23 protein-coding genes are annotated in these 25,257 nt (G+C 69.9%); 8 read left to right on the top strand and 15 right to left on the bottom strand.

The genetic code is table 11. The features are described from left to right. Positions 1-7: 7 nt before the first annotated feature. The 4 genes from ACU6RU_RS00320 to ACU6RU_RS00335 form a co-directional block, all read right to left on the bottom strand. Positions 8-583, bottom strand: a complete 576-nt coding sequence (locus ACU6RU_RS00320) for a GrpB family protein (protein WP_446725612.1) — start codon at positions 581-583, stop codon at positions 8-10. 3 nt (positions 584-586) lie between these two features. Next, positions 587-1,186: a histidine phosphatase family protein gene (locus tag ACU6RU_RS00325; protein WP_120264358.1), complete on the bottom strand. Its 600-nt coding sequence runs from the start codon at positions 1,184-1,186 to the stop codon at positions 587-589. 85 nt (positions 1,187-1,271) lie between these two features. Next, positions 1,272-2,297 (bottom strand): aldo/keto reductase, encoded by a 1,026-nt coding sequence (locus ACU6RU_RS00330; RefSeq protein WP_120263125.1) that lies wholly within the window; start codon positions 2,295-2,297, stop codon positions 1,272-1,274. Positions 2,298-2,498: 201 nt separating this feature from the next. Then, entirely contained in the window at positions 2,499-4,778 is a 2,280-nt protein-coding gene (locus ACU6RU_RS00335) for a polyribonucleotide nucleotidyltransferase (protein ID WP_289331109.1), read from the bottom strand. A gap of 289 nt (positions 4,779-5,067) precedes the next feature. Between ACU6RU_RS00335 and ACU6RU_RS00340 the strand changes: the two genes are divergently transcribed. Next, positions 5,068-5,250, top strand: a complete 183-nt coding sequence (locus tag ACU6RU_RS00340; protein WP_120263127.1) for a DUF5302 domain-containing protein — start codon at positions 5,068-5,070, stop codon at positions 5,248-5,250. 133 nt (positions 5,251-5,383) lie between these two features. Here the strand turns inward: ACU6RU_RS00340 and ACU6RU_RS00345 are convergent, their stop codons facing one another. After that, a complete protein-coding gene (locus ACU6RU_RS00345) occupies positions 5,384-6,832 on the bottom strand; it encodes a cation:dicarboxylate symporter family transporter (RefSeq protein ID WP_446725613.1) in 1,449 nt (482 codons plus the stop codon). 157 nt (positions 6,833-6,989) lie between these two features. On the opposite strand from ACU6RU_RS00345, the gene ACU6RU_RS00350 reads away from it, so the two are divergent. Together ACU6RU_RS00350 and ACU6RU_RS00355 are read left to right on the top strand one after the other, a co-directional pair. Continuing rightward, complete coding sequence (locus ACU6RU_RS00350; RefSeq protein ID WP_446725614.1) at positions 6,990-8,252, top strand: ATP-binding protein; 1,263 nt, start codon at positions 6,990-6,992, stop codon at positions 8,250-8,252. After that, a complete protein-coding gene (locus tag ACU6RU_RS00355) occupies positions 8,249-8,929 on the top strand; it encodes a response regulator (protein WP_120263129.1) in 681 nt (226 codons plus the stop codon). Before ACU6RU_RS00350 ends, ACU6RU_RS00355 begins: the two co-directional genes overlap by 4 nt. A 116-nt stretch (positions 8,930-9,045) precedes the next feature. Here the strand turns inward: ACU6RU_RS00355 and ACU6RU_RS00360 are convergent, their stop codons facing one another. Continuing rightward, positions 9,046-11,031, bottom strand: coding sequence for a GDSL-type esterase/lipase family protein (locus tag ACU6RU_RS00360; RefSeq protein WP_446725615.1), 1,986 nt, complete (start codon positions 11,029-11,031; stop codon positions 9,046-9,048). A 150-nt stretch (positions 11,032-11,181) separates the two neighbouring features. Here ACU6RU_RS00360 and ACU6RU_RS00365 point away from each other — a divergent pair, with 150 nt between their 5' ends. After that, entirely contained in the window at positions 11,182-11,865 is a 684-nt protein-coding gene (locus ACU6RU_RS00365) for a DedA family protein (RefSeq protein ID WP_446725616.1), read from the top strand. On the opposite strand, the gene ACU6RU_RS00370 is transcribed toward ACU6RU_RS00365, so the two are convergent. After that, on the bottom strand, positions 11,777-12,421 hold the full coding sequence (locus ACU6RU_RS00370; protein ID WP_446725617.1) for a CE1759 family FMN reductase: 645 nt from the start codon (positions 12,419-12,421) through the stop codon (positions 11,777-11,779). The two genes, ACU6RU_RS00365 and ACU6RU_RS00370, sit on opposite strands and share 89 nt — an antisense overlap. Next, positions 12,418-13,614: an LLM class flavin-dependent oxidoreductase gene (locus ACU6RU_RS00375; protein WP_446725981.1), complete on the bottom strand. Its 1,197-nt coding sequence runs from the start codon at positions 13,612-13,614 to the stop codon at positions 12,418-12,420. The genes ACU6RU_RS00370 and ACU6RU_RS00375 overlap by 4 nt, the downstream gene beginning before the upstream one ends. Positions 13,615-13,761: 147 nt before the next feature. Here ACU6RU_RS00375 and ACU6RU_RS00380 point away from each other — a divergent pair, with 147 nt between their 5' ends. Continuing rightward, positions 13,762-14,925, top strand: coding sequence for an acyltransferase family protein (locus tag ACU6RU_RS00380; protein ID WP_289331106.1), 1,164 nt, complete (start codon positions 13,762-13,764; stop codon positions 14,923-14,925). 9 nt (positions 14,926-14,934) lie between these two features. Continuing rightward, on the top strand, positions 14,935-15,948 hold the full coding sequence (locus tag ACU6RU_RS00385) for an isopenicillin N synthase family dioxygenase (RefSeq protein ID WP_446725618.1): 1,014 nt from the start codon (positions 14,935-14,937) through the stop codon (positions 15,946-15,948). Positions 15,949-16,126: 178 nt separating this feature from the next. On the opposite strand, the gene rpsO is transcribed toward ACU6RU_RS00385, so the two are convergent. Continuing rightward, on the bottom strand, positions 16,127-16,396 hold the full coding sequence (rpsO, locus tag ACU6RU_RS00390; protein ID WP_120263133.1) for a 30S ribosomal protein S15: 270 nt from the start codon (positions 16,394-16,396) through the stop codon (positions 16,127-16,129). Between the two features lie 118 nt (positions 16,397-16,514). Here rpsO and ACU6RU_RS00395 point away from each other — a divergent pair, with 118 nt between their 5' ends. After that, positions 16,515-17,819 carry an MFS transporter gene (locus ACU6RU_RS00395; protein WP_446725619.1) on the top strand — a complete coding sequence of 435 codons (1,305 nt, stop codon included), beginning with the start codon at positions 16,515-16,517 and terminating at the stop codon, positions 17,817-17,819. Positions 17,820-17,893: 74 nt separating this feature from the next. Here the strand turns inward: ACU6RU_RS00395 and ACU6RU_RS00400 are convergent, their stop codons facing one another. The 3 genes from ACU6RU_RS00400 to ACU6RU_RS00410 all read right to left on the bottom strand — a co-directional run bounded on the left by ACU6RU_RS00400 (position 17,894) and on the right by ACU6RU_RS00410 (position 20,262). Continuing rightward, a complete protein-coding gene (locus tag ACU6RU_RS00400) occupies positions 17,894-18,448 on the bottom strand; it encodes a YceI family protein (protein ID WP_289331104.1) in 555 nt (184 codons plus the stop codon). Positions 18,449-18,610: 162 nt separating this feature from the next. Next, positions 18,611-18,979, bottom strand: coding sequence for an FKBP-type peptidyl-prolyl cis-trans isomerase (locus tag ACU6RU_RS00405; RefSeq protein WP_023951826.1), 369 nt, complete (start codon positions 18,977-18,979; stop codon positions 18,611-18,613). 200 nt (positions 18,980-19,179) lie between these two features. After that, positions 19,180-20,262 (bottom strand): PrsW family intramembrane metalloprotease, encoded by a 1,083-nt coding sequence (locus ACU6RU_RS00410; RefSeq protein ID WP_259455213.1) that lies wholly within the window; start codon positions 20,260-20,262, stop codon positions 19,180-19,182. 167 nt (positions 20,263-20,429) lie between these two features. Here ACU6RU_RS00410 and ACU6RU_RS00415 point away from each other — a divergent pair, with 167 nt between their 5' ends. Further along, positions 20,430-21,299: a fumarylacetoacetate hydrolase family protein gene (locus tag ACU6RU_RS00415; RefSeq protein ID WP_120263137.1), complete on the top strand. Its 870-nt coding sequence runs from the start codon at positions 20,430-20,432 to the stop codon at positions 21,297-21,299. On the opposite strand, the gene ACU6RU_RS00420 is transcribed toward ACU6RU_RS00415, so the two are convergent. From ACU6RU_RS00420 to ACU6RU_RS00430, 3 genes are read right to left on the bottom strand one after another with little or no spacing between them, the layout of a single operon-like run. Beyond that, the gene (locus tag ACU6RU_RS00420; protein ID WP_120263138.1) at positions 21,289-22,443 is read right to left on the bottom strand and encodes a LacI family DNA-binding transcriptional regulator; all 1,155 of its coding nucleotides are present in this window, start codon (positions 22,441-22,443) and stop codon (positions 21,289-21,291) included. The genes ACU6RU_RS00415 and ACU6RU_RS00420 overlap by 11 nt on opposite strands. Positions 22,444-22,480: 37 nt before the next feature. Continuing rightward, positions 22,481-24,325, bottom strand: coding sequence for a glycoside hydrolase family 3 protein (locus ACU6RU_RS00425; RefSeq protein ID WP_446725620.1), 1,845 nt, complete (start codon positions 24,323-24,325; stop codon positions 22,481-22,483). A 44-nt stretch (positions 24,326-24,369) separates the two neighbouring features. Further along, positions 24,370-25,254, bottom strand: coding sequence for a carbohydrate ABC transporter permease (locus ACU6RU_RS00430; RefSeq protein WP_446725621.1), 885 nt, complete (start codon positions 25,252-25,254; stop codon positions 24,370-24,372). Between the last annotated feature and the right edge of the window lie 3 nt (positions 25,255-25,257).

The following is a 25,257-nucleotide window of genomic DNA, read 5'->3' on the forward strand; positions in this document are numbered from 1 at the left end:
GCACGGATCAGCCGCGCATGTCGCTGAAGAACGCGGTCTTCGCACGTGTGTAGTCGTCGTAGTCCGATTTTCCCGCGTTGGCGGCCGACAGCGCGCGCTTCAGTTCCTGATAACGTGCGCGGAGCACGGGATCGGCGCGGAGCGCGTCGCGGAATCGCACCGTCTCGAGCGCCCAGGGCGAATCGGCGCGCCGCACGTGCAGGATGACCGCGGCGCCGCTCGCGACGTACAGCCGCTTCTCCCAGACCTCGTCGGCGACGTCGCCGGAGCCACGCGGGATGTCACGGCTCACGCCCGGCGAATCGGGTCGGGAACCCCACTCGCGACGGAAGCCCGCGGGTCTCAGCCGAGCCCCCAGCTCGTCTTCGTCGGGCAGCGGCAGGATGCTGACCTGCAGGTCGATGATCGGCTTGGCGTCGAGTCCCGGCACCGCCGTCGAGCCGATGTGGTGGAAGCCGGCGGCATCCGCTCCCGGCAGCCCGGCGAGGGCCTCGCGGATACGGTCGATGTACTTGCGGGCGTCAGCCGCCCACGAGGGGTCGTGGGGCGCGAGCCGCGCGGGATTGCCGGGCCGTTCTGCCACCGCTCAGACCGGAAGGATGTCGGGAAGTCCGGTGCGCAGTTCGACGGGCAGGTGCGAGAGGTCGTTGTGCGAGACCATGGTCCAGGGGCGACCGGGACGCTGCGCGAGGACCGTCAGTCCGCAATGAGCCTGGTTGATGGTCAGCCACCGCCAGTCGGGCGCCTGAAGCACCTCGCGGACGAACCACGCGATGACGAAGTTGTGCGTGATCAGCAGCTCGTGACTGTCGGGCTTGCGAGCGAGGAACTCACCGACGGCATCCGCCATCTGGGCCGCACCGGCCTCGGTCTCGGCCTCGGTGTACGAGCCGAAGAACGGTTCGTAGACGGCGGGTGTGTCGGGCGTCATCCCGGTGGGCACGCAGTCGAACAGCAGCGATGACGCCTGCGGTGAGAGCGAGGGCAGGCGCTTGGCCACGGCCCGGGCCGTCTCTTGCGCACGTTCGAGCGGCGAGTGCCAGACGGCGTCGAGCGGCACGCCGGAGATGCGATCGGCCAGCAGTTCGGCTTGGCGGCGGCCACGGGGAGACAGCGGACCATCTTCGAGACCGTGCTCGGCGTCCTGATGCTCTCCGTGGCGCACGAGGTAGAGATACTGCGTCACAGAAGCTCGATTCGAAACGATGAACAGGGCGCCATCCACCATACGTCACCCCTCTGACAGAGGCTCCAGCCCATCCCGGATCGGCTTACTCCACCGCGCGCGCGATCTCTGCCAGGTGCGAACGACCGAGCCGCGCCCCGACGCCCTGGACGAGCTGATCGACGTGCACCGGACGGCTCGCGTTGATGATCGGCGCCGTGACGACGCGTTGCGCGAGAAGCCAGGAGACCGCGATCGCGGCGGTCGAGACCGACAGCTCCTCCGAGATGCGGTCGAGCGCCTTCAGGGTCCGCGCGCCGCGACGGTTCATCCACGCGGCGAGCTGCGAGCCGCGCACCGATGACGACAGGCCGGCTCGATCGCGGTGACGACCCGTGAGGTAGCCGTGCTCGAGCGCCTGCGACGGCGTGACGGCGAGTCCTTGAGCCCCGGCGATGAGACGCAGATCGCCGTCGAAATCGGATCGATGCAGCAGGTTGTACGGAACGTCCAACGCCGCGAAACGCGGATACCCCGCCGACGACAGGATGCGCGCTTCGACGAGCTGCATGGCGGAGTAGCCGGCTGCCCCCAGCGCACCGACCTTCCCGCTGTCGACGAGCCATTCCGCGGTCGCGAGCGTGTCTTCGAGCGCCGTGATGCTGTCGGTGGCGGCATCCAGGTAGAGCAGATCGATGCGATCGATGCCGAGACGGCCGAGCGATGCCTCGACGGAGCGCACGAGATTGACCGAGCCGAGGCCCGGGTTGTCGGGGTTGCCGCCGACACGCACCGTGACGACGATCTCGTCGCGGTTGCCCCGGCTCGAGAGCCACCGTCCGATGATGTGCTCGCTTCGACCCGAGGCGTAGCCGTCCGACGTGTGCAGGGCATTGCCGCCCCGCTGAGCATAAGCGTCGAGGACGGCGTGACTCGCTGCGAGGTCGATCGTCCAGCCGAACTCGGAACCGCCGAGGATGAGGGGGAAGATCTGCAGTCCGGTGTCGCCGAGACCGACCCGGATGTCGGACCCCAGCGGCTTGCCGTGGACCGGGATCGGGCTGGAGGGATGCACGTGGGGTACGGCGGGCGCACCTCCAGGTGCGACCTGAGCCACCCGTTCCCCCGACATCACACACCTCCGGTCGGCACCGAGGAAATGCGGGGCGCGGCTCCCCGGCGCGCTCTTCGAGAGTAGGACACCGGGCGACGGTGGGCGCGCATTGCCGCGAACGGGCCGTGAATTCCCCATAACTGTTTCATCACGGTGTGCGCCGCGAACAGCGGATGCCCGCCCCCGAGACGGGGACGGGCATCCGGGCGATCAGTCGATTCAGCCTTCGGCGGGAGCCTCGGGGCCCTCGCTCGCAGCGGCCGAGCCGTCCTGATCGGCGGTCTCTTCGAGAACGGGCTCAAGGGAGAGCTTGCCGCGGTCGTCGATCTTCGTGATGCGCACGAGGATCTTCTGGCCGACACCGAGGACATCTTCGACGTTCTCGACGCGCTTGCCACCGGCGAGCTTGCGGACCTCGCTGACGTGCAGCAGTCCGTCCTTGCCGGGCAGGAGCGAGATGAACGCGCCGAACGTCGCGATCTTCACGACGGTTCCGAGGAACTGCTCGCCGACCTCCGGGTTGGTGGGGTTGGCGATCGCGTTCACGCGGGCACGAGCAGCCTCGGCCGAGGGGCCGTCGGTCGCGCCGATGTAGACAGTGCCGTCCTCTTCGATCGAGATGTCGGCGCCCGTCTCGTCCTGGATCGAGTTGATCGTCTTGCCCTTGGGGCCGATCAGCTCGCCGATCTTATCGACCGGGATCTGGACGCTGATGACGCGCGGAGCGGTCGGTGCCATCTCGTCGGGGCTGTCGATGGCGGCGTTCAGGACACCGAGGATCGTCAGACGGGCCTCCTTGGCCTGAGTCAGCGCTGCCGAGAGCACCGACGACGGGATGCCGTCGAGCTTCGTGTCGAGCTGGATCGCCGTGACGAACTCGCTCGTGCCGGCGACCTTGAAGTCCATGTCGCCGAGCGCGTCCTCGGCGCCCAGGATGTCGGTCAGCGCCGCGTAGCGGGTCTCACCGTCGACCTGGTCGGACACGAGGCCCATCGCGATACCGGCGACCGGGGCGCGCAGGGGCACACCGGCGTTCAGCAGCGACAGGGTCGAGGCGCACACCGAGCCCATCGAGGTCGAGCCGTTCGACCCGAGGGCCTCGGAGACCTGACGGATCGCGTACGGGAACTCCTCGCGGCTCGGCAGCACCGGCACGAGGGCGCGCTCGGCGAGGAAGCCGTGCCCGATCTCGCGACGCTTCGGGCTGCCGACGCGACCGGTCTCACCGGTCGAGTAGGGCGGGAAGTTGTAGTGGTGCAGGTAGCGCTTGCTCGTCGTGGGCGAGAGCGAGTCGATCTGCTGCTCCATCTTCAGCATGTTCAGCGTGGTGACGCCCAGGATCTGGGTCTCGCCGCGCTGGAAGATCGCGGAGCCGTGGACGCGCGGGATGACCTGCACCTCGGCGTCGAGCGGACGGATGTCGGCCAGACCGCGACCGTCGATACGCACACCCTCGCTGAGGATGCGGCCGCGGACGATCTTCTTCGTGACCGACTTGTACGCGGCGGAGAACTCCGCGAGCGCGGACGCGGGCAGCTGCTCAGCCTCGACGGCGGCGGCGACCTCGCCCTTGACACGGTCCTTGATCGCGTCGTCGGCGCTCTGGCGCTCCTGCTTGTCGGCGATCTGGTAGACGCTCGTCAGCTCGCCGTACGCACGCTCGGCCACGAAGTCGTAGACCTCGGGAGCGTAGGGCGGGAAGACGGGGTAGACACCCGGCTCACGCGATGCCGACGCGGCCATCGACGCCTGCGCGTCGACGAGCTGCTTGATGAAGGGCTTCGCGGCCTCGAGGCCCTGCGCGACGACCTCTTCGCTCGGCTTGACGGCGCCACCCTTGATGAGGTTCCAGCTGCCCTCGGTCGCCTCGGCCTCGACCATCATGATGGCCACTTCGCCGTCGGGGAGCACCCGGCCGGCGACGGTGAGGTCGAAGACCGCCTCTTCGACGACCTTCTGGTTCGGGAAGACGACCCACTGGTCCTCGTGCTCGCCGTGACCGGGGACGAGCGCCAGGCGCACGCCGGCGATCGGGCCGGAGAACGGCAGACCCGAGATCTGGGTCGAGGCGGAGGCCGCGTTGATCGCGAGCGCGTCGTAGTACTCGCCGGGCGCGATCGAGAGGACCGTGATGACGATCTGGACCTCGTTGCGCAGGCCGTCGACGAACGACGGGCGCAGCGGACGGTCGATCAGACGGCAGACGAGGATCGCCTCGGTCGAGGGGCGGCCCTCGCGGCGGAAGAACGAGCCGGGGATCTTGCCGGCGGCGTACGAGCGCTCTTCGACGTCGACGGTGAGCGGGAAGAAGTCGAAGCCTTCGCGCGGGTGCTTTCCGGCGCTGGTGGCCGAGAGGAGCATCGTCTCCTCGTCGAGGTAGGCGGCAACGGCGCCCTGCGCCTGCTGTGCCAGGCGTCCGGTCTCGAACCGGACGGTGCGGGTGCCGAAGCGGCCGTTGTCGAGGACGGCTTCGGCTGCGGTGATTTCTGGACCTTCCAAGAGGTCCCTCCTTCTTTGTTTAGACTCGCACGCGCGTTTCGCGCACGAGATCGTGCGAAGGAGCGGGGCAGATATGGGCGCGCGGACGAAACCGCGAGAACCGCCTGCGCTGGTCACCAGTCGAAGATCACCATCTCCTCGATCGGGATTCGATCGGGATGGGAACCCACCACAGGGGACCAGCTTCCTGCCGGATCCGCTCCATGAGCTCAGTGTTGAATTGAGCGGGTGCCGGACGGCAACCTGCCCCAGCCTACCAGCGACACTCTCGCCTGCGTATCGTGGCCGTATGAGCGAAGCAGACAAGCCCGCAAGCGCGGCATCCGACGATGTGAAGCGCAAGTTCCGCGAGGCGCTCGAGAAGAAGAACGCACAGCACCGCACCGGAGAGGCTCACCTCGACGGCGACTCGTCGGTGCACGCGTCGCACGGTGCGATGACGAAGCGCGAGTTCCGCCGCAAGAGCGGCTGACCCGGCCCGGATGCTGCGGCATCCTCCCCCCTCTCAACCCCCGGCGAGCCGACGCGAACGGCTGCTCGCCGGGGGTTGAGACAACGATTCGCGTCGGGTCGCCGCGCGCGGCCCGGCCGAACGTCGGCAACCGTCAGCGCGTCGCGCCCTCGCGGCGGAGGCGAGCGCGCTCCTCTTTGGCCGCCGCTTCCTCGAGCGCCGCGTCACCGAGACCCTGCGTGCTCACGGCGCCGGTGTCGTTCGACATCCCGTCGTGTCCGTGGCCGGTGAGCATCGCCTCGTCGAACGGACGCTCGCCGCTCAGCACGGCGCGGGCCTGGTCACGGTCGAACTCGCGCGTCCAGGTTCCGATGAGGATCGTCGCGACCGCGTTGCCCGTGAAGTTCGTCAGCGCGCGACCCTCCGACATGAAGCGGTCGATGCCGACGATGACACCGACGCCGTTGACGAGGTCGGGACGGTAGGCCTGCAGACCGCCGGCGAGGGTCGCGAGGCCCGCACCGGTGACTCCGGCGGCGCCCTTCGACGCGATGATCATGAAGACCAGCAGGCCGATCTGCTCGGGGATCGACATCGGGGCGCCCATGCCCGCGGCGATGAACAGCGAGGCCATCGTGAGGTAGATGGCGGTCCCGTCGAGGTTGAACGAGTATCCGGTGGGAACCGTGATGCCCACGACCGGCTTCGAGACGCCGACATGCTCCATCTTGGCGATCAGTCGGGGCAGCGCCGATTCGCTCGACGACGTGCCGACGATCAGCAGGTACTCGCGGGCGAGGTACTTCATCAGGCTGAAGATGTTGATCCGCGCGACGGCGTAGAGCAGCGTGCCGAGCACCGCCACGATGAAGACGATGCACGTGATGTAGAACGCGATCATCAGCACGCCGAGGCTCACGATGGCGGCGACGCCCGTCTTGCCGACCACCGCGGCGATCGCGCCGAAGGCCCCGATCGGGGCGAGCCACAGGATCATGCCGAGGATGCGGAAGACCAGCGTCTGCAGGTTCTTCACGGCGCTCATGATCGGCGCGCCCTTCTCGCCGAGCCCCTGGAGCGCGAAACCCACCAGCAGGGCGATGAACAGCACCTGCAGCACGCTCTCACCGGTGAACGCCGAGAAGAACGTGGTGGGGATGATGCCGAGCAGGAAGTCGGTCGTCGACTTCGCCTCGGCCGCCGCCCCGGCGTCGTAGACCGCGCTCTGCATGTTGAGCCCCTCACCCGGGTGGATGATGTTGCCGACGATGAGTCCGATCGCCAGCGCGAAGGTCGACATCACCATGAAGTAGAGCAGGGCGAGGCCGCCGATGCGCCCGACGGTCGCAGCCTTCGCGATCGAGCCGACCCCCACGACGATCGTGCAGAAGATGATCGGCGCGATCATCATCTTGATGAGGTTGACGAACCCCTTGCCGAGCGGCTCGAGACCGATGGCGAAGGAAGGCCATACGAGACCGACGACCGCGCCCAGCACGACCGCCAGGATGACCGAGACATAGAGCCATGTGTGCTTGTCCCAGGCCTGCTTGCCTTTGCGGGCGTTGTATCCCGGGAGGCGGAAAGATGATGTGAGAGCCATGGTCTCCTCCAGCTGAACAGTCGTTGTCCGATGCCGACGTCTCTGTCGGGTGCGGTCCCAGCGTCGGACGGTTCCGCTCGCACGCCGATTTGTGGTCGTATTGGTCGCGGCCCGCGACGCGGGCGCACCCGCCGACGACGACGAGAGCGAGAGCGACATGAGAACGCGCACCCGCAGCGCCGCCTCGCTCGTGTTCGTGGCGGTCGCGGTCGCCGTCGCCGTGCTCACCCTGGCGATCGCCGGCATCCTCATCGCCGACGGGCAGCGCTCCGCGCGCGCCGAAGCCGAGCGCGTCACGCAGGCCGTGGCCCAGACCGTCGCCGACTCGACCCAGGTCGCCGATCTCCTCGCCGCCGACGACCGCGACCTCGCATCGGCCGAGCTGCAACCCCAGGTCGAACAGGTGATCGTCGATGCCCGTGTCGACTTCGTCACGATCATGGACCCGAGCGGCATCCGGATCACCCACCGGGACGCGGCGCGGATCGGCGAGCGCTACCTCGGCTCGATCCCGGCCGCGCCGCACGCGCTCACGGAGGAGTTCACCGGAACCCTCGGCCCGTCGATACGCACGATCGTTCCCGTGGAGAGCGACGGCGAGGTCGTCGGGTGGGTCTCGGTCGGCGTGACGATCGGCAGCATCGCGGCGACTCTGACGCCACGCCTCCTCGTCGTCGTCGGCATCGCCGTGGCCCTTCTCGCCGCCGGGCTCGTGGGCGCGGTCGTCGCGCGCCGGGCCACCCGGCAGGTCACCGGAGACCTGCCCGCCGGCGCCATCCGTGACGCGGTCTCGTCGTTCGAATCGCTCCGCACGCTCGGCGAGGCGCTGCGTGCGCAGACGCACGAGCACGGCAACCGCATGCACACCGCGATCGCCCTGCTCGAGCTGGGCCGGACCCCCGAGGCCATCGAGATCCTCGCCGAGACCTCGCGGCAGAGTCAGGTCCTCGTCGACGAGGTCGCCGCGCGGCGGGACGGCGACCCGACGGTCGGCGCCCTGCTGCTCGGCAAAGCTTCGCAGGCGAAGGAGCGCGGCATCCGCTGGCGGTCGAAGATCGCGCCCGACGCGCCGCGATCGGTGCTCTCGCCCGTCGACGCGGTCTCGGTCGTGGGTAACCTCATCGACAATGCGCTCGACGCCGCCGCCGGCGGTCCCGAGCCGCGCTGGGTGGAGATCAGGATGACGCGTACCGCGGAGGACGAGCTCGAGATCGCCGTCTCGGACTCGGGCACCGGCGTGCCGACAGACCTGCGGCGACGCATCTTCGAGCACGGCTTCTCGACGAAGCCCGCCGGCACCGAGGGGCGCGGTGTGGGTCTCGCTCTCGTCGCGGCGATCGTCGACGATGCGGGCGGCATGGTCGCCCTCGACCACGATCCGACGACGTTCCGGGTGGTTCTGCCGAGGAGGGGCGCATGATCGGCGTCCTGCTCGTCGACGACGAAGCGCTCACCCTCGACCTGCACCGCCACTACGTCGAGCGTCTCGAGGGCTTCCGGGTCGTGGCCGAATGCAGCGGCGCGCGGGCCGCGTTGCGGGCGCTCCTCGAAAGCCCCACCGCGCCCGAGATCGACCTCGTGCTGCTCGACATGACGATGCCCGACGGATCAGGACTCGACGTCCTCCGTCATCTGCGGGCACGCGCGCGCGACGTCGACGTCATCGCGATCACCTCGGTGCGCGACGCCGATGTAGTCCGGCAGGTCGTCGGCCTCGGCGCGGTGCAGTACCTCGTGAAGCCCTTCACCTTCGCCGACTTCCAGGAGCGGATGTCGCAGTACGCGCGTTTTCGGGCCCGGGCCAGCGAGACCACGGGGGCGGCCACCCAGGCCGAGATCGATGCGCTGCTCGGAGCGCTGCGACCCGTCACCGCGCCCATCCCGAAGGGCCTGGCTCCCGAGACGCTCGACCGTGTGTCGCATCGGCTCCGCGAAGCCGGGGCGCTGTCGGCCCGCGAGGCGGCGGAGTCGCTCGGGATGTCGCGCGTCGCGGCGCGCCGGTACCTCGAACATCTCGCCGACGCCGGCAGGGCCGAGCGCGCGCAGCGCTACGGCGCGCCCGGCCGCCCGGAAGCGGAGTACCGCTGGCGCGCCTGACCCCGCGCGCCACCGGCATCCGCTGAGAACGCACCGTCGCCCCGAGGACGTACCGAAGGGGGTGCGATCTCGCGGCGACGGTGCGTTCTCGGCGGGCGCAGCGCGGGGGGCGAGGGCTAATGGGGCTGGGAGGAGTGGTGGGGGGTGGCGGGGCCGATGCGGACGTAGGCGGGGAGCTTGGGCGACACGCCATCGCCGGCGGTGCGACCGCGCAGCCGCCGCCACACCCACGGGAGCGCGTCGCGGCGCAGCCAGGTTCCCGACACGACGGGGTCGTCGTCGAGGTGGAAGGCCTCGTCGAGACCGGCGAGCGCCTCGGCGTGCGGCACCCCGAGCGCTTCCGCCGCGCGATAGGCGACGATCCGGTGTCCGCGCGACCGCAGATGCACCTTGTCGTCGGCCCACAGGTCGAGGCGGGCGAGTTCGGGTACCGCCTCCAGATCGACCAGGATCGCGCCGGTGCTCGCGGCGACCGCGCGCAACCGGGCGTTGTAGGCCGCGAAGCGGCGCGCGAACATGCCCGCTGCGGCCCTTCCCGGCAGGAAGACGGTCGCGAGCAGCACGTCGGCGCCGGATTCGCGCAGTCGGCGGACCGCGATCTCGACCTCATCGGCGACGCTCGCGACGTCGACGCGCGCCTGTACGAGGTCGTTGGCTCCGATGAGCACCGACACCAGGTCGGGTCGGAGCGCCAGGCACGCGGGCACCTGCTCGTCGACGAGGTGACGCACGCGCCTACTGCGGACGGCGAGGTTCGCATACTGGAAGGCTCCCGTTCCGCCGCTGCCCCGCGGCGCGGCGGCGGCGAGGAGCTGGGCGAGACGATCCGCCCACCCCCGGTGCATCCCCGCCGGCATGCGCGACGTGTCGCAGAGCCCCTCCGTGATCGAGTCGCCCAGCGCGACGTAGCGCCGCCAGAGCGGCGGCCCCTCGCCCGCGGCGGGCAGCTCGGCACGCGGCCACACCCGGGCCCGCCGGACGCGGTCGATCGCGTGCAGCTCCGCCGCGCGCTCATAGTGGCCGATCAGGGCATCACCGAGGCTCTCCCAGGTCCGCCCGGCGACGGCGTCTCGGGCCGCAGCACCGAAGGCTCGCCGCTTCGCCGCATCCCCCGCAAGGTCAGCGACCCGACTGCGGAGGTCGTCCGCGTCTCCGGGCCGGTACAGCCACCCGTCGACGCTGCTGCGGACGAGGTCGAGGGGTCCGCCGCGCCCGGTCGCGACGACCGGCACCCCGCTCGCCTGCGCCTCCTGGATGGTCTGACCGAACGTCTCGCTCTCACCGGGATGCACGAACACGTCGAAGCTCGCCATCGCCGTCGCGAGCGCGTCGCCCTGCAGGTGACCGAGGAAGACGGCATCCGGCAGGAGGTTCTCCAGACTCGTCCGCGAGGGCCCGTCGCCCACGATGACCAGTCGAACGCCGGGCAGCGAGCTGAGCGCCGCCAGATCTTCGATCTGTTTCTCGGGGGCGAGCCGCCCGACATATCCGACGACGACGTCGCCGTCAGCCGTTTCCGGAACGACACGCCCACGCCAGGCCTCGTCGCGGCGGTGGGGCGCGAAGCGGATGCCGTCGACCCCGCGGCCCCAGATCGCGACGCGATCGACACCGAGGTCCTGCAGTTGCCGCCGTGCCGCGTCGGCGGGAGCGAGCGTCAGCGTCGCGCGACGATGCAGCCGCCTCACGTGCGCCGCCGTGAGCGCCGTGGCGTGGGGAACGCCGTACCGCTCGGTGTACGCGATGACGTCGGTCTGGTAGACGGCGACGCTCGGCAGACCGAGCCCCTCGGCCGCGAGCAGCCCTTGCCACCCGAGGAGGAACGGCGAAGCGAGATGCACGACATCGGGCCGGAACGCTCGCAGCGCCCGTGCGACCGAGGCCACGGGCGGCGCCGCCACCCGCACCGCGGGGTACCGGGGCATCGGAATCGAACGCACCGTCCGCCCCGGCACGGCGAGCGGATGCCGCCGCCCCGCACCCGGCGCGACGACGAAGGCCTCGTGCCCGCGGTGCTCGAGGTGCTCGAGCACCCGCAGCACGGAACCGGTGACCCCGTTCATGTGGGGCAGGAACGACTCGGTGACCACCGCGACTCTCACGAGACCAGGGTGGCTCCGGTCGCGCACCCCCGCGCGGCGAAGCAGCCGGTATCGCCCACTGTTCACGCGATCCTCGGCGGTCGGTCACCTCGCGGACGCCTGTCCGTCGCCGTTCCCGCACCGTTCATCCCCGGCTGATAGGGATACCGCGTGCCCGCCGACCTGCTGACAACGATCGCCGACGGGCCGTGGCTGCTCGTCGGGGTCTTCGCGCTCGTCCTGCTCGATTCCGTGCTGGTCGTCGTACCCGGTGAGATCGCGGTGACGGCGGCTGGTGCGCTCGCAGCCGCCACCGGCGACCCGCCGCTGCTCGGCGTCGTCGCAGTCGCTGCGTCCGCCGCATTCTGCGGAGACGCCCTCTGCTACGCGGTGGGCCGCCGCATCGGACTGCGCCGTTGGCGGTGGATGCGGCATGAACGCGTGGCGGAGGCGTTCGCGTGGGCCGGGTCACGACTGTCGCGCGGCACCGCGACAGTCGTCTTCACCGCCCGCTTCATCCCGTTCGCGCGCCTCGCGGTCAACCTCACCGCGGGAGCCACACGGGTGCCGGCCGGCCGTTTCCTCCCGGTGGCCGCGATCGCGGCCACCGCCTGGGCCGCCTACCAGAGCATCATCGGCGCCGCGATCGGCGCGCTGCTGCCCGACGCGCCGATCGTCGCGGTCGTCGTATCCGTCGCAGCGGCGCTCGCGCTGGGCGCCGCGATCGATGTGATCGCGGCCGCCCTCACGCGGCGCCGCGAGCGGGTCACTCCCCCGCGAGACCGCCGAGCAGGTGACCGAACGACTTGCCCTCGCCGAGGTACGAGGCGGGGTCGAACGGATCCGCGTCCGTGACGGGCGTGCGTGCCACGACGGCGGCGGCGAGCTCACGTGCCCCGCGCTCGACCCGGGCGCTCAGCGGAGCGACCTCGTCGGCCTTGCGCCCCCAGTCGCTCGACGCGGCGAAGACACCTGTCGACACGGGTGCTGCGTGCAGATACGCGAACAGCGGCCGGATGGCGTAGTCGATTGCGAGCGAGTGCCGAGCCGTGCCCGCGTTCGCCCCGATCAGCACGGGCTTCCCCGTGAGCGAGTCGGGGTCGAGCACGTCGATGAACGACTTGAACAGCCCGGAGTAGCTCGTCGAGAAGATCGGTGTCACGGCGATGAGCGCGTCGGCCGAGACGACCGAGTTGATCGCCGACTCGAGCGCGGGCGGGGCGAAGCCCGTCAGCAGGTTGTTGGTGATGTCGTGCGCGAGATCGCGCAGCTCGATGACGTCGGCCGTCGCGGTGATGTCGGATGCCGCGAGCTCCGCGATCGTCGCCGTCGCCAAACGGTCGGCCAGCATCCGCGTCGACGACGGGTTCGACAGCCCCGCCGACACGACGGCGATCCGCCGCGCGCTCATCGTGCCGCCGCCACACCGAAGGCCGAACCTGCGGGCGCCGGAGCATCCTGGTAGGGCGAGGGGCCGCTGAGGTTGTCACCGCGGTTGGCGCGAGGACGCGCCTCACGGGCGGGGCCGTCGCCGTAGACCTCGCGCACGCGCGCGGCGTGCGTCGGCGCGTCGGGGACGTCGGCTCCACGACCCTGAGCGAGCTCCTTGCGCAGCACCGGGACGACCTCGCCGCCGAGGATGTCGAGCTGCTCGAGCACGGTCTTCAGCGGAAGACCCGCGTGGTCGATGAGGAAGAGCTGGCGCTGGTAGTCGCCGAACGTCTCGCGCATCGCCGCGTACCGGTCGATGACCTGCTGCGGCGACCCGACGGTGAGCGGCGTCATCTCACTGAAGTCCTCGAGCGAAGGGCCGTGGCCGTAGACGGGGGCGTTGTCGAAGTAGGGGCGGAACTGGCGGACGGCATCCTGCGAGTTCGCACTCATGAACACCTGACCGCCGAGCCCGACGATCGCCTGTTCGGGCGTGCCGTGACCGTAGTGTGCGAAGCGCTGACGGTACAGGTCGATGAGGCGCTGGTAGTGCTCCTTGGGCCAGAAGATGTTGTTCGCGAAGAAGCCGTCGCCGTAGTAGGCGGCCTGCTCCGCGATCTCGGGGGTGCGGATCGAGCCGTGCCAGACGAACGGCGCGACGCCGTCGAGCGGGCGGGGCGTCGAGGTGAAGCCCTGCAGCGGCGTGCGGAACTTGCCCTCCCAGTCGACGACGTCCTCACGCCACAGCTTGTGCAGCAGGGCGTAGTTCTCGATCGCGAGCGGCAGGCCCTGACGGATGTCCTTACCGAACCACGGGTAGACCGGACCGGTGTTGCCGCGTCCCATGATGAGGTCGACGCGGCCGCCCGAGAGGTGCTGCAGCATCGCGTAGTCCTCGGCGATCTTCACCGGGTCGTTCGTCGTGATCAGGGTCGTCGCCGTCGAGAGGATGAGGCGCTCGGTCTGCGCCGCGATGTAGGCGAGGGTCGTGGTGGGCGACGACGACCAGAACGGCGGGTTGTGGTGCTCGCCGATCGCATAGACGTCGAGCCCGACATCCTCGGCGTGCTTGGCGATGGTCACGGCTGCGCGGATCTTCTCCGCTTCGCTCGGGGTGTGGCCGGTCGTGGGGTCGGCCGTGATGTCGCTCACGGAGAAGATGCCGAACTGCATCCCCGACCAGCCGGTGTTATCGCTCGTGTGCGTGTTCACGTCGGTCCGCCTTCCCGGATGTCTCGACATCCGTTTCATGCAAATGAATATAAACCATGCAACGCGATCGCGCTCGGCCTATTCCCGCGGGATAGTGTTTCACCCACGATGACGCATCCCGCCACCGGCACGACCGGAACGCGCCCCAAACGCCGTGTGCCCTTCTGGGACAACGCCCGCTTCGCCTGCATCGTGCTGGTGGTGCTCGGGCACGCGATCCAGCGCCTGACGTACGACTCCGACATCGCGATGGCGATGTACCTCGTGATCTACGCCTTCCACATGCCCGCGTTCGCGATCATCTCGGGGTACTTCTCCAAATCCGACCCGCAGTCGCGGCGGCAGATGGCCCGCGTCATCACCGACATCATCGTGCCGTACGTGATCTTCGAGGGGCTCTGGACGCTCACGAAGTTCCTCGTGGAAGGACACGCGAACCCCAATCCGACGCAGCCCTCGTGGACGCTGTGGTTCCTGCTGGCGCTCGGCATTTTCCGCCTCGTGCTGCCCTACCTCGCACTCCTGCGCTGGCCGCTGCTGTGGGCCTTCGCGATCTCGATCATCTCGGGCTACCTCCCCAACATCGACTCGACGCTCTCACTGTCGCGGACGCTGGGGTTCCTGCCGTTCTTCGTGCTCGGCTGGTGGCTGCGAGACCGCGACGTCGTCGACCGGCTCGGCCTGCTGCGACGCACCCCCGCGACGGTCACCGCCGCCGTCGCGACGCTCGGGGTCGCGGGGTGGGTGGCGTGGGCGTTCATCGGCACGTGGCGCGACATCAACCTCGGCAAATGGATGTTCTACGACGCGAGCTACTCCGATGCGGGCAGCTCCGAGTGGTGGGCAGGAGCAGTGCGGGTCGCGCTGCTGCTGGTGGCCCTGGCCCTCACGGCATCCTTCTTCGCTCTCATCCCCCGTGGCTCGCACCGGTGGACCCGGCTCGGCCAGTACACGATGTACGTCTACCTGCTGCACTCGTTCGTGCTGTACCCCTTCCGCGAGTCGGGCGTGCTGCGAGACGCCGAGCCCACGTGGCTGTGGCTGCCGCTCGTCGTCGTCGCATCGATCCTCATCGCGCTCGGCCTCGCCACCGCTCCGGTCCGACGCGTGTTCCGCCCGCTCGTCGAGCCGCGCCCGGCCTGGCTGTTCCGCGACCCCGGACTCGCCGGACGCGAGGGGCGTCGCAACGACCCGACCGGCTCGCGCCGACCACGGGAGCCCGGCTCGGTCATCCCGCGCAACAATCGCGCGGACGCCCCGGAGGGCTCGTAGCCTCGCTGCATGAGCGAGCTCTCCCTTCCCGTTCTCGACTTCTCCCAGCTCGACGGCGACGCCGCCGACATCGCGCGGTTCCGCGACGAACTGCGGGCCGCGACGCACGACGTCGGCTTCTTCTACCTGACGGGCACCGGCATCCCGGCGGGGCTCGAGGACAGACTGCACCGCGTCGCGCGCGAGTTCTTCGCGCTGCCCGAGGCGGACAAGCTCGCTATCGAGAACGTCAACAGCCCGCACTTCCGCGGCTACACCCGCGTGGGCGGCGAGCTCACGCAGGGCCGTGTCGACTGGCGCGAGCAGATCGACATCGGTCCCGAGCGGCCCGCGGTCGACGACCCCCACGCCCCCGACTACGCGCGACTCATCGGCCCGAACCTGTGGCCTTCTGCACAGCCGGAGCTCCGCGAGGTGGCCGACGCATGGGTCGCCCACCTCTCAGAGGTCGCGCGACGCCTGCTCCGCGCCTGGGCCGAAGCGCTCGGCGCGCCCGCGAGCTACTTCGAGGACCACTTCGGCGAACCTCAGACGCTGCTGAAGATCGTCCGCTACCCCGGCAAGGACGACCCCACGCCGCAGCAGGGCGTCGGCGCGCACAAGGACTCGGGCGCCCTCACTCTGCTGTGGGTCGAGCCCGGCAAGGGCGGGTTGCAGGTCGAGCGCGACGGCGAATGGGTCGACGCGCCGCCGGTGCCGGGAGCCTTCGTCGTCAACATCGGCGAACTGCTCGAGTACGCGACCGACGGCTATCTCATCGCGACGAACCATCGCGTCGTCTCGCCTCGGTACCCCGAGGACCGCATCTCGGTGCCGTTCTTCTTCAATCCCGCACTCGATGCCCGGTTCCCGCTCATCGAGCTGCCCGCCGAGCTCGCCGCCCAGGCGAGAGGCGTCACGAAGGACCCCGCCAACCCCATCCACGGGGTGCACGGCGACAACGCCCTCAAGTCGCGCCTGCGGGCACACCCCGACGTCGCCGCCCGCTGGCACGGCGATCTGCTCGCCGCTGACCGCCGCTGACCGCCGCCGAGCACGCACCGTCGCCGCGACAACGCACCGACGAGAGTGCGTGCTCGCGGCGAGGGTACGTTCTCGGCCCACGACGTCGACGGCCGGCGCCGGAAATGCCGAAGGCCGCCCCACACCTGGGACGGCCTTCGCAAGAATGTTTTGCGCGATTGTGCGCGGGTCGCTCTCCTTAGCGGCGGAGACCGAGGCGCTCGATCAGCGCACGGTAGCGCTGGATGTCGAGTTCCTGCAGGTAGCCGAGCAGTCGACGGCGCTGACCGACGAGCAGGAAGAGCCCACGGCGCGAGTGGTGGTCGTGCTTGTGGGTCTTGAGGTGCTCGGTGAGGTCCTTGATGCGCTGCGACATGAGCGCGACCTGCACCTCGGGGGATCCGGTGTCACCGGGGTGCGTCGCGTACTCTTCGATGATCGCCTTCTTGACGTCTGCTTCGAGTGCCATAGATGGGATCCCCTTCCTTCTCATTGCGCGGCGCCCGTCACCCGATGTGCGAGCTCTCTTTATCCGCGGCCGATCGAACGGCAACCGCTCTACTGTACCAGTCATCTAGGCTCGTCTGATGCGCCTGCGTCGGGACCACCTCATCGATCTGCGGCCGCTGACCACCTCCCCCGCGTTCGCGCGCATGTGGGTCGGATCGACTCTCGCCGGTCTCGGCGGACAGCTGACCATCGTCGCGATCATGCTCCACATGTACGACCTGACGGCGTCGACGTTCGCCGTGGCGATGATCGCCGTCGCCGGGCTCGTCCCGATGATCATCGCCGGGCTCTACGGGGGCATGCTGGCCGATGCGTTCGACCGGCGCAGGGTCGCGATCATCGCGGCATCCGTCACCTTCGTCTCGACGGCCGTGCTGATGGTGCTGACGTGGAGCGGAAGCGAGACCGTCGCCTGGCTGTACGCCATCGCGGTGATCAACTCGGCGGCCAACTCGGTCGTCATGGCCGCACGCCAGGCCATGGTGCCGCGCCTGATCCCCCGCGAGCTGCTTCCCGCCGCGTCAGCCCTCGGTGGCATCACGATGGGGATCATGGTGTCGGTCGGCCCCGCCGCGGCGGGCCTGCTCGTGGCGTTCACCGGCTACGGCTGGACCTACACGATCGACCTCGTGCTGATGAGCGCCCTCTTCCTCGGGCTCTGGTCACTGCCCAGCATCCGTCCCGAGGGCACCGTCGTCCGTCCGGGCCTGAAATCGCTGGCCGACGGCTGGCGGTTCATCAGGCGAGCGAAGAACATCCGGCTGCAGTTCATCCTCGACATCATCGCGATGGCGTTCGGCCAGCCCACCGCCCTCTTCCCCGCGATCGGCGCGGTGCTGCTCGGCGGCGGCGCGATCACGACGGGGCTCCTGACGGCCGCGATCGCAGTCGGAGCCTTCCTCTCGAGCCTGTTCTCGGGCCCGATCGCGCGCTACCCGATGCACGGCCGGGGAATCGAACGGGCCATCATCGCCTACGGGATCACGATCGCCCTGTTCGGCGCCGTCCTGCTCGCGGGATCGTTCGGAGCGCTCTCTCCGGGACGGATCGGCGAAGACTCGGCGAACGTCGCCCTCATCGCCCTCGCGGCACTCGCCCTGGCCGGCTCGGGCGCCGCCGACAACATCAGCTCGATCTATCGCAACACGATGGTGCAGGCCGCCGTCCCCGACGAGATCCGCGGCCGACTGCAGGGCCTGTTCATCGTGGTCGTCGCCGGCGGCCCGCGGCTGGGAGCGCTGTACGCCGGCACCCTGGCGACCGTGACGGCGCTGTGGTTCCCGCCCTTGCTGGGCGGCTTCGTCATCGTGGCGCTGGTGGCGTTGCTCGTGCGCCTGGCGCCGGCGTTCCGCGCCTATGACGCGACGCACCCGACACCGTGAGCCGCGGCAGCCGCGCCCGATGACGCGACGAGGGGCGGATGCCGCAGCATCCGCCCCTCGTGGGAATCCGGCGATCAGGCCTGGATGGAGCCCTGCAGATCGAGCTCGATCGTGACGTCCTTGCCGACGAGCACACCGCCGGTCTCGAGTGCGGCGTTCCACGTGAGGCCGAACTCCTCGCGGTTGATGACGGTCTTCGCCGTCGCGCCGGCCTTGTAGTTGCCCCACGGGTCGGTGCCGAAGCCACCGAACTCGACCTCGAACGTCACCGGCTTGGTGACGTCCTTGATGGTGAGGTCTCCGTCGACGAGGAAGTCGCCGCCTTGCTGGCGCACGCCGGTCGAGACGAAGGTGATGTTCGGGTAGTTCTCGACGTCGAAGAAGTCGGCGCTGCGGAGGTGGTTGTCGCGGCCCTCGTCCTTGGTGTTGATGGAGGCGACGTCGACCTTGGCGTTGAGCGTCAGCTCGAGGGGGTTCTCGGGTGCGACGATGGTCGCCTCGGCGACGGCGAAGGTGCCGCGCACCTTCGAGATCATCATGTGGCGGACGCTGAAGCCCACCTCGCTGTGGGAGGCGTCGAGCACCCAGGTGCCAGCCTTGTAACCGGGGATTTCGGTGGTCGTGGTCATGATCGTCCTTCGTCGTAGGTGTCCGGGAGGGGTCCGGCGTACAGGGGCGGCAACGCGACCCTCGCACAGCCTATTCCCGCGAATGTAAATTTCCGGTGGCCGAACAGCGACGGGCGGATGCCGCGTGGTGCAGCATCCGCCCGTCGAGAGGCGTCCGTCGGATCAGCCGACCGCGAGCAGGTCGATGATGAAGATCAGGGTCTTGCCACCCAGGAAATGGCCGCCGGCCGGGCCGTACGCGAGGTGCGGCGGGATCACGAGCTCGCGGCGTCCGCCGACCTTCATGCCCGGGATGCCGTCCTGCCACCCCTGGATGAGGCCGCGGAGCGGGAACTGGATGCTCTCCCCGCGGTTCCACGACGAGTCGAACTCCTCGCCGGAGGTGTACTCGACGCCGACGTAGTGGACGGTGACGGTGTCGCCGGGCTTGGCCTCGGCACCGTCGCCGACGATCAGGTCGCGAACGACGAGGTCATCGGGCGCGGGGCCCTCGGGTGCGTCGATCTCGGGCTTGGTGCGGTCGTCAGTCATGGTGTCCATCCAACCCGAGGGCGAGGGTGCACGCAACGCGGCGCGTGCTGGGCCGCACCCCTTGACGAGGCGTGGGGCCCGGAGCATCATGGAGGCAGGCCAACTCAGCGCCCGGGAGACATGCAGGCATCGCCGCAGCACCGGGCGCTGAGTCTTTTCCCGGCGATGTCATCTCGCGGTCATGTCATCGCCGCCGGGCGTCACGGTCGCAGCAGGGTCTGTCGCAGTCGCGTCGCCCGGGCGAGATGCTCGCGCTCGTCGGCGAGGGCATGGTCGTCGCGGCCGGTCAGCGCGCGCTGCCGCGCCGCTGCGAGACGTGTCGCCTCGGCGATGAAGGCGCGCATCGTCTCGGTGCGGTCGCCGGGGAGCGTCCGCGCCCAGGCCAGTGCGCGGCGTCGGCCACGTCCGGTGGCGAGGAGGTCGACCTCGACGGGCGTGAACCAGCCCGCCGCCGCGTAGTCGTGCAGCCGTTCGCGCGTGAGTCGCGCCTCCTCACGGCGGAGCAGCAGCACGCCGAGCACGAACCCGATGAACAGCGGCACCTGCAGCGTCGCGTACAGAGCGAAGAAGTCGGTGAAGGCGGCCGAGCCGTTCCAGAGCGCGTGCAAGAGGATCGCGACCGCGAGGCCGGTCGCCCAGGGGCCGAAGACCGCACCGCCCCGCGCACCGCGACGCACCGCGAGTCCGACCGCGAAGCCGGTCGCGGCCGTGAACATGACGTGGGCGAAGGGCGAGAGGATGCCGCGCAGCACGAAGGTCACCGACACCTGCGCGAGTCCGCCTGCGATGAGGCTGTCGGCGAAATAGAGGATGTTCTCGGTGAACGCGAAGCCCGCCCCGATCATGGCCCCGTAGACGACGCCGTCGACCGGGCCGTCGAAGTAGCGACGCCCGATGCGGAGCATGAGGAGGATGCCGAGCCCCTTCGCGACCTCCTCGACGATGGGCGCCTGGACGACACTCGCCATCGCCTGCGCGAGAGGGTCGCGCGTCGGGCCGGTCACGATCGTGACGAGCAGATCGACCCCGAGAGCGATGATCACGGACGCGACCGCTCCCCACCCGAGCGCGAGCCACAGCAGCCGCGGCGGCTCGGGCTCCCACCGGTCGACGATACGGACCGCCCACAGCACGCCGAGCAGCGGCAGCAGGGCGAGCACCGCGCCCACGATCGAGGCGAACCAGCCGAGGAAGGACACCAGGTAGGCGACCAGCCCGAACAGCAGCAGCACGAGGACCGCGCCGACCCAGAGCGCAGCCCACCCGCCCGGTCTCGCCCGCACCGGGACGATGGGAGGCGAGGTCGGCGCGGTCGGGATCGGACCGGGATGTCCTGGCTGCGGCTGCGAGAGAGGCGACGGGAACGACACGCCCCCACCCTAGGGGCGCCCCTGCCCGACGCGGAGCAGCTCGCGCGGCGGCCGACCCGTGAGCCGGGTAGCCTGGCAGCATGCGTTTTGCCCACGTGATGACCGCGGGGGCCGACGATCCCCGCCTCGTGCTCGTCGAAGACGACCGGGCCACGTTCGTCGGCGACCTGTTCGCTGGCGCACCCGACCGGTTGCAGCAGCTCATCGAGCTCGGCGACGACGGTCTCGCACGGGTCGCCGATGCGGCGACGCGTGCGGATATCGCGTGGCACGGCGTCGACGGCTCGACGTTCGCGTCGGCCGTCCTCGCCCCGCCCATCGTGCTCGCCGTCGGCCTGAACTATGCGGCGCACTCGAGCGAGCTGGGCCTGAAGGCCGACACCGCGCCCACCGTCTTCACGCTGTGGCCCAACTCGCTGACCGCTCACGACGCGATCACGTCGTGGCCGCGGAGCCTCAGCGAGTCCGTCGACTACGAGGCCGAGCTGGGCGTCATCATCGGGGCCGCGGCGAAGGACGTCCCCGCCGACACGGCTCTCGACCACGTCTGGGGCTACACCGTGGTCAACGACATCACCGCGCGCGACATCCAGTTCTCCGAGGCGCAGTGGTCGCGCTGCAAGTCGTTCGACGGCTTCACGCCGACGGGGCCGTACGTCGTGACGGCCGACGAGATCCCCGACCCGCAAGACCTGCACATCTGGGCTGTCGTCGACGGCCAGACGGTGCAGGATGCCTCGACGGGCCAGATGATCCGTTCGGTCGCCACGCTCGTCGCGCACCTCTCGACTGCGGCGACACTGCTGCCCGGCACGCTCATCTCGACGGGCAGCCCGGGCGGGGCGGGCTACTCGCGCGACCCGCAGATCTTCCTGCGCGACCGCTCCGTCGTCACCGTCGGCATCGACGGCATCGGCGAGCTGCGGACGCACTGCCGCATCACGGGCTGACCGCGCACCCGCAGCTTCCGCCGACCCGGAGCCCGACCTCGACGCGCACGCTTCGGCGCGCCGAGCCGTCACCCGGGTCGTTCAGCAGCAGGTGGGCGGCGATGCGCCCCATCAGTTCCATCGGCTGACGCACGGTCGTGAGCGGCGGCGACGACATCCCGGCCGCCTGGATGCCGTCGAAGCCGGCCAACCGCACGTCTCGGGGCACCGCCACGCCGCGGGCGTGCAGCACGTCGAGCGCGGCGAGCGCGATCTGATCGGTCGCACACAGGACCGCCTCGGGCAGCGAGCCGGCGCCCGCCCGGGCGCTCAGCCCCGGGAACACCGGCGCGCGCTCGAGCTCGACGGTGTCGATGATCTCGGCGCTCGCGCCCGGGTGGGAGGCGACGGCATCGAAGAAGGCGGTGCGGCGCTCGTCGGTGTCGAAGCCCGCGGGCGCATCGATCCACCCGAACGTGGAGACCCCGTGGACCTCGACGAAGTGCTCGACGAGCATCCGCTCGCCGCCCGCGTTGTCGGCGAGGACGTGGTGCGCGTCGCCCAGCGGAGAGCTCAGCACGGCGACCGGAAGCGTCGACGACACCGACCCGAGCGACGCGGTCACCGTGGGCCCGGGGAGGATCGCCAGACCGTCGACCTGCCCCGCCGTGTCCGCGATCTCGGAGGCACCCAGTCCCCCGGTGCTGAGCAGCACCGCGGTGCCCGCGCGCTTGCACTCGAGCACGAATCCTCTCTGGATCTCGTCGACGTACAGGGGGAAGGTCCGGGGTGCGCTGCGACGGACGTCCTCCTCGGCGTCCCACGAGATCAGGTCGACGTCGAGGTCGAGCTCGGCGAGGTCGGTGAGACCGGGCGGAGTCGTCGAGCCCGCCGGGTCTCCCCCGGCATTCAGCCCGGTCTCGACGGGTGGCGCCGATTCGACGAGGAGGTCGAACAGATGCAGCCCGAGCACCCCCGTGCGGCCACGCGCGAGGTTCCGGGCCGAGCCGCTCGGGACGTACCCCAGCTCGCGCGCCACCCGGAGCACCATGTCGCGGGTCTCGGTGCGCACCTTGTCGGGGCGACGGAATGCGAACGACACCGTCGCGATCGACACCCCGGCACGTTCCGCGACGTCGTAGACCGTGGGCCGACCGACCACCATGACTACCTCGATTCCCCGGGGAGTCTACCGACGGACCTCACGCCGGCACGATCGACAGCCCGGTCCCCCGTGGGAAGACCGGCTCGTCGGTGTCGCCCGGAACATCGGTCCGCGAGCGGCGCACGGCCTCCATCGATCGCGGGATCTCGACCGGCAGCTTGCCGCGCGGGGGCACGGCACCGGTGAGCGCCGCGAGCACGGCGGCATCCGAACTGCCGTAGTCGGCGACGATGGCCGACGCTACCGGCACGAAAGGCGTGAGCACCGCGGGACGATCGAGTCCGACGACCAGCACGAGAGGCGCGTGCGCCGCGACACGTCCCAGTCGCGAGACCAGTCCGGGGCCGAAGTCGAGCGACCCCTGATGGAACCACTTCTCGAGGAAGAGGTCGTCACGCGGTTCGAACGGCGCTCCGATGCGGACGATCGCGACGTCGGCGTCCTCCGGCCGCTCGACTCGGTCGGCGTAGGGCGCGAGCGCGGCATCGCCGATGTTCTCGGCGTACACCTTCGGACGCGGGGCCGACGCGATCGGCAGCACGTCGTCGCGGTTCTGCAGAACGGTCAGCGACTCCGCCTGCGCGCGGGTGCCGAGGGCACGGAAATCGGCGTTCCCGACGATGCGCTCGGCCTCGTCCTCATCGACGTACGGGTCGTCGAAGAGGCCGAGGCGGAACTTCACCAGAAGGATGCGGCGAGCGGAGACGTCGATGCGCTCGATGGGCACGGCGCCCGACTCGACGAGGTCGACCAGCAGATCGGTGCACTCCTCGCCGCCGAACTGGTCGACACCGGCATCCAGCAGCCGCAGCATGCGCTCGGTCGGGTCGAGCTCTTCGACACCCCACGCGCGTGCCGGCAGCACCTGGTCGCCGACGTGGTTGTCGTTGACGAGCTCCCAGTCGGTGACGACGACGCCGTCGTAGCCGAGCTCGTCCCGCAGGAGGTCGGTCACGATCTGGCGGTTGTAGGCGAAGCCGACCTCGGCGATCGGGACGCCATTGCGTTCGAGCCCGACGGGCATGCCGTAGTACGGCATCATCCCGGCCGTTCCGCGCCGGATCGCCTCACGGAAGGGCTCGAGGTGGTAATCGAACATGCCGCCCGGGTAGACCTGCTCGCGGCCGTACGGGAAGTGCGCGTCCTCGCCGTCGAGCTGCGGCCCGCCGCCGGGGAAGTGCTTCGTCGTGCAGGCGACGCTCTCGGCGCCGAGCACCTCGCCCTGGAATCCCCGCAGATAGGCCGCGGTGATCTGCGAGACCCGTTCGGCATCGAAGCCGAACGTCTGCGCCTGACGTCCCCAGCGGGCTTCGGTGGGCAGATCGATCTGGGGGTGGAGCGCTGCCCGGATGCCGACCGCGCAGTACTCGCGACGGGCCACGTCGGCGAACTGCTCGATGACCTCCAGGTCGTCGAGCGCGGCGAGCCCGAGCGGCTCCGGCCACTGCGAGAACGGCCCCGCCGAGAACGCGACGCCGGTGTTCTCGACGAACGCGTGCCGAGGGTCCGTGCTGATCGTGACCGGGACGCCGTGCGGGGTGCGTTCGGCGAGGCGCTGCAGGTTGTTGTTCCAGCGTGCGCCCTCACGGGCGGTGCGGATCGCGTGCACGTTGAAGTGCGTCATGTTCTTGCCGACCACGACCTCGGTCGTCGGCGACTTCGAGATGGCGCCGGGAGCCTCGAGGAGTTCGCCTTCCGGGCCGATCTCGATGACGGTCTGGAACATCAGGCCGATCTTCTCGGCGGGTGACATCCGGCCGAGAAGATCGTCGGTGCGCTCCTCCGGAGTCAGACGCGGGTCCTCGTACGGGTCGAGGATGCCGTTGCCGTTGAGGTCGCGGAAGCGGGTTCCGTCGGGAGCGGTGTGGAGTTCGGGTCGCATGGGGGACTTTCGCTGTTGGGGGGACGGATGCGGCAGCGCGGCGGTCACTTCAGGCCTGTGGTGGCGACGCCGCGGATGAACCAGCGCTGCAGGAAGACGAACAGCACGATGATCGGCGCGATGACGAGCACCGACCCGGCCAGGAGCAGTCCGTAGTTCGTCGCGTTCTGACCCGTCGAGTAGAGCGAGAGCGCGACGGGGAGCGTGTACATCTCCTCGGTCTGGGCCGCCACCAACGGCCACAGGAAGTTGTTCCACGAGGCGAGGAACGTCAGGATGCCGAGGGTCGCGAGCGGGGGTCCGCACAGCGGCATCACGATGCGGGAGAAGATGCGCCACTCCCCCGCCCCGTCGAGGCGGGCGGCTTCGAGCAGCGCGTCGGGGATGCCCATGATGAACTGCCGCATGAGGAACACGCCGATGGGTGCGGTGATGAAGGGCAGGATGAGCGCCGGGTAGGTGTTGACGAGCCCGAGCGACGAGACCATCACGAACAGCGGCACGAACGTGACCACGCCCGGCACCATCAGGGTGACCATGACGAGGATGAACAGCACCTTCTTGCCCGGGAACTCCATCTTCGCCAGGGCGTAGCCCACCATCGAGCAGAACACGATGTTGCCGAGGACCGTGACGACCGCTACGACCAGGCTGTTCGTGAAGAAGTGGCCGAAGTCGAGGGGCCCGAACCACTGCGCGAAGTTCTCGCCGGTCGGGTTCTCCGGGAGCCAGGTCGGCGGGCGACGCAGGATCTCGCCCTGCGTCTTGACCGACCCCAGCACCATCCACAGGAACGGGATGAGCCAGAGGACGAGGCCGACGGTCAGGGCGGTGTAGGTGATCGCGCGCGGACCGAACCGGCGGCGACGGCGTCGCGGGGCAGACGGCGGCGTGACGGTGTCCACCACGGGAGCGGGGATGGTTGTCATCGG

The organism is Microbacterium sp. F1-18 (assembly GCF_052921305.1).

Excerpts from the sequence above, each read along its gene's own strand:
- ACU6RU_RS00430 (WP_446725621.1), bottom strand. The coding sequence starts at position 25,254 with ATGACAACCATCCCCGCTCCCGTGGTGGACACCGTCACGCCGCCGTCT.
- ACU6RU_RS00375 (WP_446725981.1), bottom strand. The coding sequence starts at position 13,614 with ATGCAGTTCGGCATCTTCTCCGTGAGCGACATCACGGCCGACCCCACG.
- ACU6RU_RS00355 (WP_120263129.1), top strand. The coding sequence starts at position 8,249 with ATGATCGGCGTCCTGCTCGTCGACGACGAAGCGCTCACCCTCGACCTG.
- ACU6RU_RS00340 (WP_120263127.1), top strand. The coding sequence starts at position 5,068 with ATGAGCGAAGCAGACAAGCCCGCAAGCGCGGCATCCGACGATGTGAAG.
- ACU6RU_RS00385 (WP_446725618.1), top strand. The coding sequence starts at position 14,935 with ATGAGCGAGCTCTCCCTTCCCGTTCTCGACTTCTCCCAGCTCGACGGC.
- ACU6RU_RS00405 (WP_023951826.1), bottom strand. The coding sequence starts at position 18,979 with ATGACTGACGACCGCACCAAGCCCGAGATCGACGCACCCGAGGGCCCC.
- ACU6RU_RS00420 (WP_120263138.1), bottom strand. The coding sequence starts at position 22,443 with ATGGTGGTCGGTCGGCCCACGGTCTACGACGTCGCGGAACGTGCCGGG.
- ACU6RU_RS00425 (WP_446725620.1), bottom strand. The coding sequence starts at position 24,325 with ATGCGACCCGAACTCCACACCGCTCCCGACGGAACCCGCTTCCGCGAC.
- ACU6RU_RS00400 (WP_289331104.1), bottom strand. The coding sequence starts at position 18,448 with ATGACCACGACCACCGAAATCCCCGGTTACAAGGCTGGCACCTGGGTG.
- ACU6RU_RS00330 (WP_120263125.1), bottom strand. The coding sequence starts at position 2,297 with ATGTCGGGGGAACGGGTGGCTCAGGTCGCACCTGGAGGTGCGCCCGCC.
- ACU6RU_RS00370 (WP_446725617.1), bottom strand. The coding sequence starts at position 12,421 with ATGAGCGCGCGGCGGATCGCCGTCGTGTCGGCGGGGCTGTCGAACCCG.
- ACU6RU_RS00415 (WP_120263137.1), top strand. The coding sequence starts at position 20,430 with ATGCGTTTTGCCCACGTGATGACCGCGGGGGCCGACGATCCCCGCCTC.
- ACU6RU_RS00380 (WP_289331106.1), top strand. The coding sequence starts at position 13,762 with ATGACGCATCCCGCCACCGGCACGACCGGAACGCGCCCCAAACGCCGT.
- ACU6RU_RS00345 (WP_446725613.1), bottom strand. The coding sequence starts at position 6,832 with ATGGCTCTCACATCATCTTTCCGCCTCCCGGGATACAACGCCCGCAAA.
- ACU6RU_RS00395 (WP_446725619.1), top strand. The coding sequence starts at position 16,515 with ATGCGCCTGCGTCGGGACCACCTCATCGATCTGCGGCCGCTGACCACC.
- ACU6RU_RS00350 (WP_446725614.1), top strand. The coding sequence starts at position 6,990 with ATGAGAACGCGCACCCGCAGCGCCGCCTCGCTCGTGTTCGTGGCGGTC.
- rpsO (WP_120263133.1), bottom strand. The coding sequence starts at position 16,396 with ATGGCACTCGAAGCAGACGTCAAGAAGGCGATCATCGAAGAGTACGCG.